Origin of the sequence: Klebsiella sp. 10982 (genome assembly GCF_048589245.1) — a bacterium.
GTDB classification, from domain to species: domain Bacteria; phylum Pseudomonadota; class Gammaproteobacteria; order Enterobacterales; family Enterobacteriaceae; genus Klebsiella; species Klebsiella quasivariicola.
Genome location: NZ_JBMAXV010000001.1, coordinates 1 through 16179, shown reverse-complemented (window position 1 = coordinate 16179; position 16179 = coordinate 1). Strand labels below are relative to the sequence as shown.

15 protein-coding genes are annotated in these 16179 nt (G+C 61.6%); 12 read left to right on the top strand and 3 right to left on the bottom strand.

Features of this window, described 5'->3' with window-relative positions; translation table 11 throughout:
- The first annotated feature begins 81 nt into the window (after positions 1-81).
- The 8 genes from ACKLKD_RS00075 (at position 82) to hycI (ending at position 7577) form a co-directional block, all read left to right on the top strand.
- A complete protein-coding gene (locus ACKLKD_RS00075) occupies positions 82-690 on the top strand; it encodes a 4Fe-4S dicluster domain-containing protein (protein WP_012540764.1) in 609 nt (202 codons plus the stop codon).
- A complete protein-coding gene (gene hycC / locus ACKLKD_RS00070; protein ID WP_080897128.1) occupies positions 687-2513 on the top strand; it encodes a formate hydrogenlyase subunit 3 in 1827 nt (608 codons plus the stop codon). Before ACKLKD_RS00075 ends, hycC begins: the two co-directional genes overlap by 4 nt.
- 2 nt (positions 2514-2515) lie before the next feature.
- Entirely contained in the window at positions 2516-3439 is a 924-nt protein-coding gene (locus tag ACKLKD_RS00065) for a respiratory chain complex I subunit 1 family protein (protein WP_087804562.1), read from the top strand.
- A 16-nt stretch (positions 3440-3455) separates the two neighbouring features.
- A complete protein-coding gene (gene hycE, locus ACKLKD_RS00060; RefSeq protein ID WP_004151044.1) occupies positions 3456-5165 on the top strand; it encodes a formate hydrogenlyase subunit HycE in 1710 nt (569 codons plus the stop codon).
- Between the two features lie 232 nt (positions 5166-5397).
- A complete protein-coding gene (locus ACKLKD_RS00055) occupies positions 5398-5940 on the top strand; it encodes a formate hydrogenlyase complex iron-sulfur subunit (protein ID WP_025712784.1) in 543 nt (180 codons plus the stop codon).
- A complete protein-coding gene (locus ACKLKD_RS00050; protein WP_002914891.1) occupies positions 5940-6707 on the top strand; it encodes an NADH-quinone oxidoreductase subunit B family protein in 768 nt (255 codons plus the stop codon). The genes ACKLKD_RS00055 and ACKLKD_RS00050 overlap by 1 nt, the downstream gene beginning before the upstream one ends.
- The gene (locus tag ACKLKD_RS00045; RefSeq protein ID WP_008806180.1) at positions 6704-7114 is read left to right on the top strand and encodes a formate hydrogenlyase maturation HycH family protein; all 411 of its coding nucleotides are present in this window, start codon (positions 6704-6706) and stop codon (positions 7112-7114) included. Before ACKLKD_RS00050 ends, ACKLKD_RS00045 begins: the two co-directional genes overlap by 4 nt.
- Positions 7107-7577, top strand: a complete 471-nt coding sequence (hycI, locus tag ACKLKD_RS00040; protein ID WP_080924992.1) for a hydrogenase maturation peptidase HycI — start codon at positions 7107-7109, stop codon at positions 7575-7577. Before ACKLKD_RS00045 ends, hycI begins: the two co-directional genes overlap by 8 nt.
- Here the strand turns inward: hycI and ACKLKD_RS00035 are convergent.
- From ACKLKD_RS00035 to ascF, 3 genes are all read right to left on the bottom strand, one after another.
- The gene (locus ACKLKD_RS00035) at positions 7574-7882 is read right to left on the bottom strand and encodes a SymE family type I addiction module toxin (protein WP_080924991.1); all 309 of its coding nucleotides are present in this window, start codon (positions 7880-7882) and stop codon (positions 7574-7576) included. The genes hycI and ACKLKD_RS00035 overlap by 4 nt on opposite strands.
- A 180-nt stretch (positions 7883-8062) precedes the next feature.
- Positions 8063-9487 carry a 6-phospho-beta-glucosidase gene (locus tag ACKLKD_RS00030; RefSeq protein ID WP_025712781.1) on the bottom strand — a complete coding sequence of 475 codons (1425 nt, stop codon included), beginning with the start codon at positions 9485-9487 and terminating at the stop codon, positions 8063-8065.
- 26 nt (positions 9488-9513) lie between these two features.
- Entirely contained in the window at positions 9514-10956 is a 1443-nt protein-coding gene (gene ascF / locus ACKLKD_RS00025) for a PTS cellobiose/arbutin/salicin transporter subunit IIBC (protein ID WP_025712780.1), read from the bottom strand.
- Between the two features lie 266 nt (positions 10957-11222).
- Here ascF and ACKLKD_RS00020 point away from each other — a divergent pair, with 266 nt between their 5' ends.
- The 4 genes from ACKLKD_RS00020 (at position 11223) to ACKLKD_RS00005 (ending at position 16153) form a co-directional block, all read left to right on the top strand.
- Positions 11223-12236: a LacI family DNA-binding transcriptional regulator gene (locus tag ACKLKD_RS00020; protein WP_025712779.1), complete on the top strand. Its 1014-nt coding sequence runs from the start codon at positions 11223-11225 to the stop codon at positions 12234-12236.
- 136 nt (positions 12237-12372) lie between these two features.
- Positions 12373-12900, top strand: coding sequence for an electron transport protein HydN (hydN, locus tag ACKLKD_RS00015; RefSeq protein ID WP_025712778.1), 528 nt, complete (start codon positions 12373-12375; stop codon positions 12898-12900).
- Between the two features lie 8 nt (positions 12901-12908).
- Positions 12909-15143, top strand: a complete 2235-nt coding sequence (hypF, locus tag ACKLKD_RS00010; protein ID WP_025712777.1) for a carbamoyltransferase HypF — start codon at positions 12909-12911, stop codon at positions 15141-15143.
- Positions 15140-16153: a HoxN/HupN/NixA family nickel/cobalt transporter gene (locus ACKLKD_RS00005; RefSeq protein WP_025712776.1), complete on the top strand. Its 1014-nt coding sequence runs from the start codon at positions 15140-15142 to the stop codon at positions 16151-16153. The genes hypF and ACKLKD_RS00005 overlap by 4 nt, the downstream gene beginning before the upstream one ends.
- Positions 16154-16179: the final 26 nt, after the last annotated feature.

Sequence of the window (16179 nt, the reverse complement as noted above, 5' to 3'; positions counted from 1 at the left end):
CGTGAGGTGTCGACACGTGTCGAAAATGACACCTGCGCAACCTGATTTCGTCAAAAATGACTTTCACCCGAGGATGACCCGGTGAACCGTTTTGTAATCGCTGACTCCACTGTCTGTATCGGCTGCCGCACCTGCGAAGCCGCCTGCTCTGAGACGCATCGCCAGCACGGCCTGCAGGCTATGCCGCGGCTGCAGGTGATGCGTAATGAAAAAGAATCGGCACCGCAGATGTGCCACCACTGCGAAGATGCGCCTTGCGCCACCGTCTGCCCGGTTAACGCCATCCAGCGCGTCGATGGCGCGGTCCAGCTCAACGAGAGCCTGTGCGTAAGCTGCAAACTGTGCGGCATTGCCTGCCCGTTCGGCGCCATCGAATTTTCCGGCAGCCGACCGCTGGATATTCCGGCGAATGCCAATACCCGGCTGGCCCCACCGGCGCCGCCAGCGCCGGCCCGCGTCAGCTCGCTGCTCGACTGGGTGCCGGGCGTACGCGCCATTGCCGTGAAATGCGACCTCTGCCACTTCGATGACCAGGGCCCGGCCTGCGTGCGGACCTGCCCGACCAACGCGCTGCTGTTGGTGGATAGCCGTGATATCGCCCAGGCCAGCAAGCGTAAACGCCAGCTGACCTTTAATACCGACCTTGGCGACTTGTCGCTGTTCCAGGCGCAACAGGGGGAGAGGGAATGAGTGTAATTGGATTAGTCAATCAGGCGGTGACGTGGTATGCCGTCAGCGCCGTGCTGGCCCTGGTGTTTGCCATGCGCAAACCGCTCAGCGGCGCCATTGCCGGGATCGGCGGCGCGGTGGCCAGCGCCATGCTGGTGGTCGCCGGCGGCGCCGCGCTGCTGATGCCGGATCGGATCCACGGCGGCATGCTGCAGTTTTTGCATCTGACGATGCGGGTGGGGGGCGTCAACGCCCTGTGGCTGCTGGCCATCGGCCTGTCGGCGCTGCCGGTATCGCTGTTTAATATTAGCTGGCATCGCCATCCGCAGGTGAAGGCCAACGGTCTGTTAGTCAACCTGCTGCTGGCCGCCGCGACCTGCGCGGTGGTGGTGACTAATATCGGTTCTCTGGTGGTAATGGCGGAGATCATGGCGCTCTGTGCGGCGTTTCTCACCGGCTGTGCCGCCTCCGGCAAACTGTGGTTTGCGCTGGGCCGGCTCGGCACGTTGCTGATGGCCTGGACCTGCTGGCTGGTGTGGTCGAACTACGGCACGCTTGAGCTGGCGCAGATCAATCTCCAGGCAGTGGATATGATGCAGAACCCGCTGCTGTGGCTGCCGGGTCTGGTGGGGTTCGCCCTGCTGGCCGGAGCGATCCCGCTGCACGGCTGGGCGCCGCAGGCTCACGCCGGGGCCAGCGCGCCGGCCGCCGCGCTGTTTTCCACGGTGGTGATGAAAGTCGGTCTGTACGGCATGTTGACCGTTTCGCTGGCCGGCGGCGTGCCGCCGCTGTGGTGGGGCGTTATGCTGCTGGTGCTGGGGATGATCACCGCCTTTATCGGCGGACTGTATGCGCTGATGGAGCATAACATTCAGCGCCTGCTCGCCTATCACACCCTGGAGAATATCGGCATTATCCTGCTGGGTCTGGGCGCCTTCGTCACCGGCGTGGCGACCAGCAACACCACGCTGATGGTGCTGGGTTTTATCGGCGGTATGTATCACCTGATCAACCACAGCCTGTTCAAAACCACGCTATTTCTTGGCGCCGGGGCGGTGTGGTTCCGTACCGGCCATCGTGATATCGAGAAGCTGGGCGGCATCGGTAAAAAAATGCCGCTGATCTCCCTCGCCATGCTGGTGGGGCTGATGGCGATGGCGGCTCTGCCGCCGCTGAACGGCTTCGCCGGCGAGTGGGTTATCTATCAATCCTTCTTCAAAATGAGCACCGGCGACCTGTTTATTGGCCGTCTGCTGGGCCCGCTGCTGGCCGTCGGCCTGGCGATCACTGGCGCACTGGCGGTGATGTGTATGGCGAAAGTCTACGGGGTCACCTTCCTCGGCGCGCCGCGGACGAAAGAGGCGGAAAACGCCACCTGCGCTCCCTGGCTGATGACCCTGAGCGTGGTGCTGGCGGCGGTTTTCTGCCTCGTTGGCGGTATTGCCGCGCCGTGGCTGCTGCCGCTGGTAAGCGGCGCCTTCCCGGTACAGGCTCAGGTATCGAGCGTGGTGTCGCAGCCGATGATTGCCCTGCTGCTTATCGCCTGCCCGCTGCTGCCGTTCCTGCTGATGATCTTCTTTAAAGGCGATCGCCTGGCGGCGCGCTCGCGCGGCGCGGCCTGGGTCTGCGGTTACGACCACGAACAGTCGATGGTGGTGACCGCCCACGGCTTTGCCATGCCGGTGAAAGAGGCCTTTGCGCCGCTGCTGAAACTGCGCCACTGGCTGAACCCGGTGCGTCTGGTTCCGGGCTGGCAATCGACCTCGGCACCGGCGCTGCTGCGCGGTATCGCGCTGGTTGAGCTGGCGGTGCTGGTGGTGATTGTCATTTCGCGAGGAGCCTGAGAATGAATCTGTTAATTGCATTGCTACAGGCGCTGGTGCTGTTTGCCGTCGCGCCGCTGTTGTCCGGGATCGTTCGCGTCGCCCGCGCGCGGTTGCATAACCGCCGCGGACCGGGGGTACTGCAGGAGTATCGCGATATCCTGAAACTGCTGGGCCGCCAGAGCGTTGGCCCTGATGCCTCGGGCTGGGTCTTCCGCCTGACGCCGTATGTCATGGTGGGCGTGATGCTGACCATCGCCACCGCGCTGCCGGTGGTGACGGTGTATTCCCCACTGCCGGTGCTTGGGGATCTCATCACCCTGATCTACCTGTTTGCGATCGCCCGCTTCTTCTTCGCGATTTCCGGTCTGGACACCGGCAGCCCGTTTACCGCGCTGGGCAGCAGCCGTGAAGCGATGCTCGGCGTGCTGGTGGAGCCGATCCTGCTGCTGGGCCTGTGGGTGGCGGCGCAGGTCGCCGGCTCGACCCATATCAGCACCATCACCGATACCCTCTACCACTGGCCGACCGCGCGCAGCATTCCGCTGATCCTTGCGCTGTGCGCCTGCGCCTTCGCCACCTTTATCGAGATGGGCAAACTGCCGTTCGATCTGGCGGAAGCGGAGCAGGAGCTGCAGGAAGGGCCGCTGTCGGAATACAGCGGCAGCGGCTTTGGCATCCTGAAGTGGGGCATCAGCCTCAAACAGCTGGTGGTGCTACAGATGTTTGTCGGGGTCTTTTTCCCGTGGGGGCAGATGACCAGCTTCAGCGTCGGCGGCCTGCTGCTGGCGCTGGTGGTGGCTATCGTCAAGCTGGTGGTGGGGGTGCTGATTATCGCCCTGTTCGAAAACAGCATGGCGCGTCTGCGCTTTTGTGCCACCTCCCGCGTCACCTGGGCCGGGTTTGGTTTCGCCTTTTTAGCTTTCGTCTCCTTGCTGGTGGCGTGATTAAGAGAGTTTGAGCATGTCTGAAGAAAAAATCGGTCAACACTATCTTGCGGCGCTGCACCAGGCCTTTCCGGGCGTGGTGCTGGACGAAGCCTGGCAGACCAAAGACCAGTTAACCATCACCGTGAAGGTCAACTACCTGCCGGAAGTGGTGGAGTTTCTCTACTACCAGCAGGGTGGCTGGCTGTCGGTGCTGTTCGGCAACGATGAACGCAAGCTGAACGGCCACTACGCCGTCTACTACGTGCTGTCGATGGAGCAGGGCACCAAATGCTGGATCACCGTGCGCGTTGAAGTGGACGCCAACAAACCGGAATACCCGTCGGTGACGCCGCGCGTCCCGGCGGCGGTATGGGGCGAGCGCGAAGTGCGCGATATGTACGGCCTGGTGCCGGTCGGCCTGCCGGACGAGCGCCGTCTGGTGCTGCCGGACGACTGGCCGGACGAACTCTATCCGCTGCGTAAAGACAGCATGGACTACCGCCAGCGCCCGGCGCCGACCACCGACGCCGAAACCTACGAGTTCATCAACGAGCTGGGCAGCAAGAAAAATAATGTGGTGCCGATTGGCCCGCTGCACGTCACCTCCGATGAACCGGGCCACTTCCGCCTGTTCGTTGACGGCGAAAATATTATCGATGCCGACTACCGCCTGTTCTACGTCCATCGCGGGATGGAAAAGCTGGCGGAAACCCGCATGGGCTATAACGAAGTGACCTTCCTGTCGGACCGGGTGTGCGGCATCTGCGGCTTCGCCCACAGTACCGCTTACACCACCTCGGTGGAGAACGCGATGGGCATCGTGGTGCCGGAGCGGGCGCAGATGATCCGCGCCATTCTGCTGGAGGTGGAACGCCTGCACTCGCACCTGCTGAACCTCGGTCTGGCCTGCCACTTTACCGGCTTTGACTCCGGCTTTATGCAGTTCTTCCGCGTGCGCGAAACCTCAATGAAGATGGCGGAAATTCTCACCGGCGCGCGTAAAACCTACGGCCTGAACCTGATCGGCGGGATCCGCCGCGACCTGCTGAAAGAGGACATGATCCAGACCCGTCAGCTGGCGCAGCAGATGCGCCGCGACGTGCAGGAGCTGGTGGATATGCTGCTCAGCACGCCGAATATGGAACAGCGTACCGTCGGTATTGGCCGTCTGGATCCGGAAATCGCCCGCGACTTTAGTAACGTCGGCCCGATGGTGCGCGCCAGCGGCCACGCCCGCGACACCCGCGCCGACCACCCGTTTGTCGGCTACGGCCTGCTGCCGATGGAAGTCCACAGCGAGCAGGGTTGCGACGTAATATCTCGCCTCAAGGTGCGGATCAACGAGGTTTATACCGCGCTGAATATGATTGATTTCGGTCTCGATAACCTGCCGGGCGGCCCGCTGATGGTGGAAGGGTTCACCTATATTCCGCACCGCTTCGCACTGGGCTTCTCCGAGGCGCCGCGCGGCGACGATATCCACTGGAGCATGACCGGCGACAACCAGAAACTGTACCGCTGGCGCTGCCGGGCGGCGACCTATGCCAACTGGCCGACCCTGCGCTATATGCTGCGCGGCAACACCGTTTCCGATGCGCCGCTGATCATCGGCAGCCTCGACCCGTGCTACTCCTGTACCGACCGCATGACCGTTGTCGATGTACGCAAGAAGAAGAGCAAAGTGGTGCCGTACAAAGAGCTGGAGCGCTACAGCATCGAGCGTAAAAACTCGCCGCTGAAATAATTGAGCCATTGCGTGGGGCCCCTCACCCCGACCCTCTCCCCACAGGGGAGAGGGGGAAGGGCAGATCGAGTGCGAATTCACTGACCGTGCAGAACTGCCCCCTCTCCCCACAGGGGAGAGGGGGAAAGGCAGAGCGAGTGCGAATTCACTGACCGTGCAGAACTGTCCCCTCTCCCTTTCAGGGAGAGGGCTAGGGTGAGGGTAAAAGGCCGCACACAACCTGGGAGCAACGATGTTTACCTTTATTAAAAAAGTCATTAAGACCGGCACCGCGACACATTCATACCCGCTGGAGCCGATGCCGGTGGATAAAAATTTCCGCGGCAAGCCGGAGCATACGCCGCAGCAGTGTATCGGCTGCGCGGCCTGCGTGAACGCCTGTCCGTCGAACGCCCTGACGGTAGAGACCGATCTGGCCACTAACCAGCTGGCGTGGCAGTTCAACCTCGGGCGCTGCATCTTCTGCGGCCGCTGTGAAGAGGTCTGCCCGACGGCAGCGATTAAGCTGTCGCCGGAGTATGAGCTGGCGGTGTGGAAGAAAGAGGATTTCCTTCAGCAGTCGCGCTTCGCTATCTGCCATTGCCGGGAGTGCCAGCGTCCGTTCGCGGTGCAGAAGGAGATCGATTACGCCATCGCGCTGCTCAAGCATAACGGCGATACCCGCGCCGAGCTGCACCGCGAAAGCTTCGAAACCTGCCCGGAATGCAAGCGCCAGAAATGTCTGGTGCCATCCGATCGTATTGAACTGACCCGCCATATGAGGGAGGCCAGCTGATGAGTACTTTACTTGGCCCACGCGATGAAAACGGCATTCCCGTGCCGATGACGGTGGATGAATCCATCGCCAGCATGAAGGCCTCGCTGCTGAAGAAAATTAAACGTTCGGCCTACGTCTACCGCGTCGACTGCGGCGGCTGCAACGGCTGTGAAATCGAGATCTTCGCCACCCTTTCGCCGCTGTTCGACGCTGAACGCTTTGGTATTAAAGTGGTACCGTCGCCGCGTCATGCCGATATCCTGCTGTTTACCGGCGCGGTAACCCGCGCGATGCGCTCCCCGGCGCTGCGCGCCTGGCAGTCGGCGCCGGATCCGAAGATCTGTATCTCCTACGGCGCCTGCGGCAACAGCGGCGGTATCTTCCACGATCTGTACTGTGTCTGGGGCGGCACCGACAAAATCGTTCCGGTCGACGTCTATATTCCTGGCTGCCCACCGACGCCAGCCGCCACGCTGTACGGCTTCGCCATGGCGCTTGGCCTGCTGGAGCAGAAAATTCATGCCCGCCTGCCGGGCGAGCTTGACGAACAGCCAACCGAGCTGCTGCATGCCGATATGGTGCAACCTCTACGGGTACGCATCGATCGCGAAGCGCGCCGTCTGGCAGGCTATCGCTATGGCCGGCAAATTGCCGATGACTATATGCGCCTGCTCGGTCAGGGCGACAGCCAGGTACTGCGCTGGCTGGAGGCGGAGAAAGATCCGCGCCTGACCGAGATCGTTACCCATCTCAACCAGGTGGTCGAGGGGGCGCGTATCCGATGAGCGAGACGGTGGTGTTCAGTCAGCTGAGCCGTAAATTTATTGATGAGAACGATGCCACGCCGGATCAGGCGCAGCAGGTGGTCTATTACAGCCTGGCGATTGGCCACCACCTCGGCGTCATCGACTGTCTGGAGGCGGCGCTAAGCTGCCCATGGGACGCGTATCTGGCATGGATCGCCACCCTTGAGGCCGGAAGCGCCGCACGGCGCAAAATGGAGGGCGTGCCGAAGTATGGCGAAATCGTCATCGACAGCAGCCATGTGGCAATGCTGGCCAACGCCTTTGATAAAGCGCAGTCCGCGCAGACCCCGCAGCAGCAGGCGTGGAGCAAAACAATGCTCAGCATGCTGCATGATATTCACCAGGAGAGCGCCATCTACCTGATGGTGAGGAGATTACGTGACTGACGTTTTACTCTGTGTCGGCAACAGTATGATGGGCGACGACGGCGCCGGCCCGCTGCTGGCGGAGATGTGCGCGGCGAACCCGGCCGGCCAGTGGGTGGTCATCGACGGCGGCAGCGCGCCGGAAAACGACATCGTGGCGATCCGCGAATTACGCCCCGAACGCCTGCTAATTGTCGATGCCACCGATATGGGCCTAAACCCCGGTGACATTCGCGTCATCGATCCCGATGATATTGCCGAGATGTTTATGATGACCACCCATAACATGCCGCTCAACTATCTGGTCGATCAGCTGAAAGAGGACGTCGGCGAGGTGATCTTCCTCGGCATTCAGCCGGATATCGTTGGTTTTTATTATCCGATGACCCCGCCGGTGAAAGAGGCCGTGGCTCGGGTGTACCAGCAGCTGGCAGGCTGGCAGGGCAACGGCGGCTTTGCTCTGCTGGAGGCCGAGGACGACTAACCCAGCGGCGAATCAGGCTCCCCGGCGGCGCTCGTCTGGCCGGACGGGAGCCCCGTTCCCGGCGGCACCAGCTCAAGATTCTCTATCACTAATTTACCGGGCGACACCGAGACTCTGACCTGCGTGCCGACCGGAAACCCCGCCTGCTCCAGCCAGTTGCCGTTTAAGCTTAATGCCGCGTGGCGGGTGTAGCGCCGCGTCTCTCGCGTTTTGCGGTTTTCATGGCGTTTTCTGATATAGCCCACGGTTAACTGACGACTTGCCCTGGCAATGCCTCTGGTAGCGGTGGTGTGCTGTGCGGTCATGATGTGCTCCTTGCTGAAGATACCCCGGTGAAAGTACTGGATAAAATACCAGTCATTGTGAGCTGGAGGCAAATCAGAGACTGGAATCAGGCTCGAGAAAAAAGCATGTAATGGATGCAACAGAAAGCAGACGCCCGCCCCCGGTTATCGCGGGGAACGGGCGCGCGTGGGCGAGGGCGTTTAGTCGAGGTCGGCGCCGTTGCTGGCTATGACTTTCTGGTACCAGAAGAACGACTTTTTACGCTTACGCGCCAGCGTGCCGTTACCGGCATCGTCGCGATCGACATAGACAAAGCCGTAGCGCTTGCTCATCTCGCCGGTTGACGCTGAGACCAGATCGATACAGCCCCAGCTGGTGTAGCCCATCACCGGAATGCCGTCGCCGATGGCGTCGCGCATCGCTTTGATGTGTTCGCGCAGGTAGCTGATGCGATAGTCGTCATTGATGTCGCCATTGGCATCGATCTCATCGCGGGCGCCAAGCCCGTTTTCCACCAGGAACAGTGGTTTCTGATAGCGGTCGTACATCATGTTCATGGTGATGCGCAGGCCGAGCGGATCGATGCCCCAGCCCCATTCGCTGGCCGGAATGTGCGGGTTCTTCATCGACTTGACGATGTTGGCGGCATTGGTGTTGCTGGCGTTCATCTCCGCTGACGCGCAGCGCGAGGCGTAGTAGCTAAAGGAGATGAAGTCGACGGTATTTTTGAGGATCTCGTCATCGCCCGGCTGCGTTGTAATCGTAACCCCTTTTTCCCGGAACACCCGCGTGGCCCACACCGGATAGGCGCCGCGGGCCTGGACATCGATAAAGAACAGGTTTTCGCGGTCCTTCTCCAGCGCCATCCACACATCTTCCGGCTTACAGGAGTAAGGATAGAAATTGCCACCCGCCAGCATGCAGCCGACCTGGTTCTGCGGGTTGACCTCATGGGCGATTTTTGTTGCCAGCGCGCTGGCCACCAGCTCGTGATGCGCGGCCTGATACTTCACCTGCTCCTGATTTTCTCCCTCTTCAAACACCAGACCGGCGCCGGAGTAAGGGCTGTGCAGCATAATATTGATTTCATTGAAGGTCAGCCAGTACTTCACCAGCCCGTCAAAGGCCTCAAAGCAGGTGCGGGCGTAGTGGCTGAAAAAATCCACCATTTTGCGGCTGCGCCAGGAGCCGTACTCCATTACCAGGTGCATCGGCACGTCGAAATGACACAGCGTGACCAGCGGCTCAATGCCGTGCTTTTTGCACTCCTCGAACAGCGAGCGATAGAAGGCGATGCCCTGCGGGTTCGGCTGCTGCTCGTCGCCGCGCGGGAACAGGCGGCTCCAGGCGATGGAGGTGCGAAAGACGCTGAACCCCATCTCGGCCATCAGGGCAATATCTTCTTTATAGCGATGGTAGAAATCGATCGCCTCGTGGCTGGGGTAAAATTCGTCTTCGCGAAGCGTAAAGCGCTTCTCCAGGCCTAATTTTACCGGCAGACGGTGGGCGCCGTGGGGGAGGGTATCCACGGTGGTCAGCCCCTTACCGCCTTCAAGATAAGCGCCTTCAGACTGGTTGGCGGCCAGTGCACCGCCCCATAAAAATCCCTGTGGGAAACTCGCCATGCATTACCTCATTATCAATTGTGTGTTCAGGCGTGGGATGCCTGGGCCCGGGCCTGGCGCGCTCTGGCGTCGGCAGCGGCCTGTTCAACGGGAATATCTTCAAAGCCGAGGATCAGCGTCAGGGCAAACGACAGCACCACCGACAGCGCCATCACGCCAAATACCCAGACGATAGTCATCGGATTGGCTGGATCGAAAAACTGCACGCTGGTAAACAGCCCTGGCGCCGCCATCGAATGGCTGGCCAGACCGACGATTCCCGCCACCGCGCCGCAAATAAAGCCGCTGATTAAGCTGGCGACCAGCGGGCGCTTCAGGCGCACCGCCACGCCGTACAGCGCCGGTTCCGAAATGCCGGCCAGAATTGCTGATGCGGCGGCGGCCAGCGCCGTCTGGCGTAATTCCGGGTTTTTGGTTTTCCATGCCACCGCCAGCGAAGAGCCGCCGAGCGACAGGTTGGCGCCGATCTCCGACGGCATCACCATCCCCTCTTTGCCGGTTTCGGCGATGGTCTGAATGATGGTCGGCGTAAAGACGCGGTGCATGCCGGTCATCACCAGCAGCGGCCACAGTCCGCCCATGATGGCCACCGACAGCCAGCCGAGATAGCTGTGAACCGTATACACCAGCGCGGAAATGGCGCTGCCGATCCAGATACCCAGCGGGCCAATCAGCAGGATCGCCAGCGGGGCGGCGATCAGCACGATCAGCATCGGCTTGAGGAAGTTTTTCGTCACCGCCGGCGTAATGCGATCCACCCAGCGCTCGATATATGACAGGCACCAGGTCATCACCAGGGCCGGGATCACCGTGTAGGTGTATTTCACCGCGGTAACCGGAATAAAGGCGAATTCAACATGCTCGCCCTGGGCGGCTTTGGCCATCAATTCGATAAACCCGGGATGCACCAGCACCCCGGCGATGGCGATAGCCAGCGACATATTGGTTTTGAATTTCACCGCCGCGGAGGCGGCCACCATCAGCGGCAGGAAGAAAAACGCGCCGTCGCCGATAAGCGTCAGGAGGGTCAGTGTCGGTGAGCCTTTCGGCAACGCGCCGCTCATCTCGAGGATCATCGCCAGCAGCTTGACCATCGATCCGCCGATAATCGCCGGGATCAGCGGCGACATGGTGCCGATCAGCGCGTCAAGGATCCCGGCGCCGATGCGTTTCAGGGTCAGTGGCGCTTTGCCCTGCGGCTCAGCCGGGCGCAGGTCGCCGGGCAGCAGATTCACCACCTCGCGATAGGCCTGGGAGACAGTATTGCCGATGATCACCTGGCACTGGTTATCGCTGCGCACAACGCCGAGCACCCCGGTCAGGCCTTTCAGGGTAGGACTATCGACCTTTTCGTCGTCTTTAACCACGAAGCGCAGACGGGTCATGCAGTGGGTAACGGCGGCGACGTTATCGACACCGCCGATTGCCGCGATTATCTGTTGCGCCAGGGCTGCATAATTTTTCGACATCGGATTTTATCCTGTTTATCAATAGGGTACTGATCTGTTACCGCGCCGCATCGCCGGGCGATACCATGTTTATATAGGAAACCGGTTCCACAAAATCATGGTGAGTTTTATTCGATTGCACAAGAAATAAAAAAACAGGATCTCAATTTTGTGATTTTGATCGCTAAGAGCCGCTGTGCGCCGGATCGCGGTGATAGCAGGGGAGGGCTGTAAAAGCGGGAAACGTGCAGTACACTGCCTGCAACTTTTGCAACAGGAAGAATCACATGGCAACGATGCTGGAGGTCGCAAAGCGCGCGGGGGTATCGAAGGCGACCGTTTCGCGGGTGCTGTCGGGCAACGGTTATGTTAGCCAGGAGACCAAAGACCGGGTGTTTAAGGCGGTGGCGGAGAGCGGCTACCGGCCCAATCTGCTGGCGCGCAACCTGGCGACCAAAACCACGCAAACCCTCGGCCTGGTGGTGACCAATACCCTGTACCACGGCGTCTATTTTAGCGAGCTGCTGTATCACGTGGCGCGGATGACGGAGGACAAAGGACGACAGCTGATCCTGGCCGACGGCAAGCACAGCGCGCAAGAGGAGCGGGAGGCGATCCAGTACCTGTTGGATCTGCGCTGCGATGCGATCATCATCTATCCGCGCTTTCTTACCGTCGATGAGATGGACGAGATCGTTGAGAACCACTCGCAGCCGATCATGGTGCTCAACCGCCGCCTGCGCCGCCACGCCAGCCACTGTGTCTGGTCCGATCAAAAAGCCTCGGCGACGCGGGTGGTGGAGCGGTTGATTGCGCTTGGCCATCGCGATATCGCCTTTATTACCGGCTCTCTTGATTCGCCCACCGGCGTCGAACGTCTTGCCGGCTACAAAGACGCGCTGGCTGGCCACGGTATCGCCCTGAACGAGGCGCTTATCGCCGAGGGGCGCTGGACGCCGGAAACCGGCGCCGCGGCGGTGGAGAGCCTGCGTCAGCGCGGGGTTGCCTACAGCGCGCTGGTGGCGAGCAATGACGATATGGCCATCGGGGCGATGAAGCAGCTTCACCAGCTGGGTGTTAAGGTACCGGATCAGGTGTCGGTGGTGGGGTTTGACGATATTGTACTGGCGCCGTACATGGTGCCGTCGCTCGCCAGTGTCCGGGTACCGGTAACCGAAATGATTAAAGAGAGCATCAATCGCCTGATATTTATGCTGGATGGCGGGGAGTTCAACTTTCAGCAGAGCTTCCCCGGGGCGCTGATTGAACGCGAGTCGCTGGTGGCCGGTCCCTGCGCCTGACGTCGTCAGCTGTCATCGTCACTACTGACGATGACAGCAAAGCGCGACTACAATAATGTTTTAAATCAATATATTAAAAACTTGGAACGTATTATGCATAATCCGGCGCGTAACCTTCTTACTGCTGGAGAAATGGATGAACCGTTTCATTATCGCCGATGCGAGCAAATGTATCGGCTGTCGCACTTGCGAAGTGGCCTGCGTGGTATCCCATCAGGAACATCAGGACTGCGCCTCCCTGACGCCCAACACCTTTCTGCCGCGTATTCACGTGATCAAAGGGGTTAATGTCTCGACGGCAACCGCCTGCCGTCAGTGTGAAGACGCCCCTTGCGCCAACGTCTGCCCAAACGGCGCCATCAGCCGTGATAAAGGCTTTGTTCATGTGATGCAGGAGCGCTGCATCGGCTGCAAAACCTGCGTCGTCGCCTGCCCGTACGGGGCGATGGAGGTAGTGGTGCGACCGGTGATCCGCCATAGCGGCGCCGGACTGAACGTCGTGGCGGAAAAAGCCGAAGCCAACAAGTGCGATCTCTGCTTCCACCGCGAGAGCGGCCCGGCCTGCATGGAAGTCTGCCCGACGCACGCCCTGGTGTGCGTTGACCGTAACAAACTCGAGCAGATGAATATCGAGAAACGTCGTCGTACGGCGCTGGCCTGGTAACACCGGGTATGAACGGGGTGCAAATCCGCATTCGCGGCAAAGTGCAGGGGGTCGGTTTCCGCCCCTTTGTCTGGCAGCTGGCCCGGGCTCAGGCGCGCTGTGGCGATGTCTGTAATGACGGCGATGGCGTACTGGTGCGGCTGGTTGGGGGCGACGATGGTTTTACTGCCGCCCTGGCTGACCACTGCCCGCCGCTGGCGCGTATCGACAGTACCGACTGCACCCCCTATCGCTGGGCGGCTCTGCCGCAGGATTTCACCATTCGCGAAAGCGGGACGGGACGGATGCGCACTCAGATCGTGCCTGATGCCGCGACCTGCCCGTCGTGCCTCGCGGAGATGAACGATCCCCGGGCGCGCCGCTACCGCTATCCCTTTATCAACTGCACTCACTGCGGGCCGCGGCTGACCATTATTCGCGCCATGCCCTACGACCGGCCCTTCACCGCAATGGCGCCGTTCCCGCTCTGTTCCCCTTGTGAGGCGGAATTCCGCGATCCTGCCGATCGCCGTTTTCACGCCCAGCCGGTGGCCTGTCCCGACTGCGGGCCGCAGCTGCAATGGCAGGCAGAAGGGGAAACGCTGGACGGTGAGGCGGCGCTGCAGGCAGCTATCGCGCGGCTGGCGGCGGGCGACATTGTGGCGATAAAAGGCATCGGCGGCTTTCATCTGGCCTGCGACGCCGGTAATTCCACAGCCGTTGCCACGCTGCGGGCGCGAAAACACCGTCCGGCGAAACCGCTGGCGGTGATGTTGCCGTCAGCGGCGGGCTTACCCGCCGACGCCGCGGCGCTGATGGGCTCCCCGGCGGCGCCCATCGTACTGATTGCTAAAGCGCAGGTCTCCGGCCTGTGCGACGAGATTGCGCCAGGGCTTGCGGAAGTTGGGGTGATGCTGCCGTCTAATCCGCTGCAGCATTTGCTTCTGCAGGCCCTGGCGCGCCCCATCGTGATGACCTCCGGCAACCTTAGCGGCCGCCCGCCGGCCCTCGATAATACCGAAGCGCTTAACGATTTGGCCGACATCGCCGACGGCTTTCTCCTGCATAACCGCGATATCGTACAGCGGATGGATGATTCGCTGGTGCGGTCGAGCGGAGAAATGCTGCGCCGCGCCCGGGGCTACGTCCCGGATGCGCTGCCGCTACCGCCGGGGCTACAAGACATCCCGCCGCTGCTGGCTCTTGGCGCGGATATGAAAAATACCTTCTGCCTGGCGCGTGGCAGCGAGGCGGTGCTGAGCCAGCACTTTGGCGACCTTGGCGAGGAGGGCGTTGAACAGCAGTGGCGCCGCGCCCTGCAGCTGATGCAAAGCATTTACGCGTTTGTGCCACAGCGGGTGGTGGTTGATGCCCATCCCGGCTATCGCTCAACGCAGTGGGCGGCGTCCCTGTCGCGGCCGGTGGAGACGGTGCTGCATCACCATGCTCATGCCGCGGCGTGCCTGGCCGAGCACCGCTGGCCGCTCGACGGCGGCGATGTGATTGCCCTGACCCTCGATGGCATCGGCATGGGCGAAAACGGTGCGCTGTGGGGTGGGGAGTGCCTGCGGGTGAACTATCGCCAGTGCGAACATCTTGGCGGACTGCCGGCCGTGGCGCTGCCGGGCGGTGACCTGGCGGCGCGCCAGCCATGGCGTAATCTGCTGGCCCACTGTCTGGCATTCGTCCCCGACTGGCAGGATTATCCGCAAACCGCCGCGCTGGGGCAGCGAAACTGGCCGCTGCTGGCGCAGGCCATCGAACGCGGCATTAATTCGCCGCGAGCCTCTTCCTGCGGACGGCTGTTTGACGCCGTTGCCTGCGCGCTGGATTGCGCGCCGGAGAGCCTGAGCTATGAAGGCGAAGCGGCCTGTCGGCTGGAAGCGCTGGCCGCCAGCTGCCCCGGCGTCAGCCACCCGGTTACGCTGCCGTGGCGCGACGACACGCTGGACATGGCGACCTTCTGGCGACAATGGCTGAGCTGGCAGGCGACCCCGGCGCAGAAAGCCTGGGCATTCCATGACGCCCTGGCCTGTGGGCTGGCGGCGATGGCCCGCGGCTGCGCCACCGCCCGCGGTATCGAGACGATGGTCTGCAGCGGCGGGGTGCTGCATAACCGCTTGCTGGCGGCGCGATTGACCTTTTATCTGGCGGATTTTACTCTGCTGTTTGCGCAGCAGTTGCCGGCCGGCGACGGCGCAATCGCATATGGTCAGGCGGTGATCGCCGCCGCCCGCGGGCAGGCTCAAGGAACACAATCATGATAATGACAGTTTTACGCCAGCAGCCGCGCGCCGCGGGTCTGGTGCTGGGGTTGATCGCGGCGAATTTACTGGCCTGGTGCTGGGCGCTGCAGGCCTTTGGCGACAGCGGCGCGCTGATGGCCGCCAGCCTGCTGGCCTGGGGCTACGGCCTGCGCCACGCGGTGGACGCTGACCATATCGCGGCGATTGATAACGTGACCCGCAAGATGATGCAGCAGGGGCGGCGGCCTTTCGCCGTCGGGGCCTGGTTCTCGCTGGGCCACTCATCGATTGTGGTGCTGGCCTCGGCGGCGATTGCCGCGACCGCCACGGCCTTCAGCGCGCAGATGAGCTGGCTGCACGACACCGGCAGCGTCATCGGCACTGCCGTGTCGGCGCTGTTTTTGCTGGCGATGGCCTTTATCAATCTGGTGATTTTACGCAGCGTCTGGCGCAGCTTTCGGGCGTGGAAGCGCGGCGAGCCGGTGAGCGACGAGATCGTCAGCGGCGGCGGGGTGATGAGCTGGCTGTTTGGTAAAACCTTTCGTCTGGTCAGCCGCAGCTGGCAGATGTACCTGGTCGGCTTCCTGTTTGGTCTCGGCTTTGATACTGCCACCGAAATCGGCGTACTGGGTATCTCCGCCGCCGGCGCGTCGAGCGGGATTTCTGTTTGGTCGATTATGGTCTTCCCGGCGCTGTTCGCCAGCGGTATGGCGCTGGTGGATACCCTCGATAACGTGCTGATGGTCGGGGCCTACGGCTGGGCGTTCAGCAAACCGCAGCGCAAGCTCTATTACAACATGACCATTACCGGTACCTCGGTGGTGGTGGCGCTGTTTATCGGCGGTCTGGAAGCGCTGGGCCTGCTGATGGATAAGTTTGCGCTCAGCGGCGGAATATGGCGCTGGGTGGGGGCGTTAAACGATAACCTCGGCGATGCCGGATTTGTGGTGGTCGGGCTGTTTGTCGCCTGCTGGGCGCTGTCGGTGCTCAACTACCGCTGGCGCGGCTACGACAATCTGGCGCGCTAGGCTGGATATTTTCCCGGCTTGCGCTG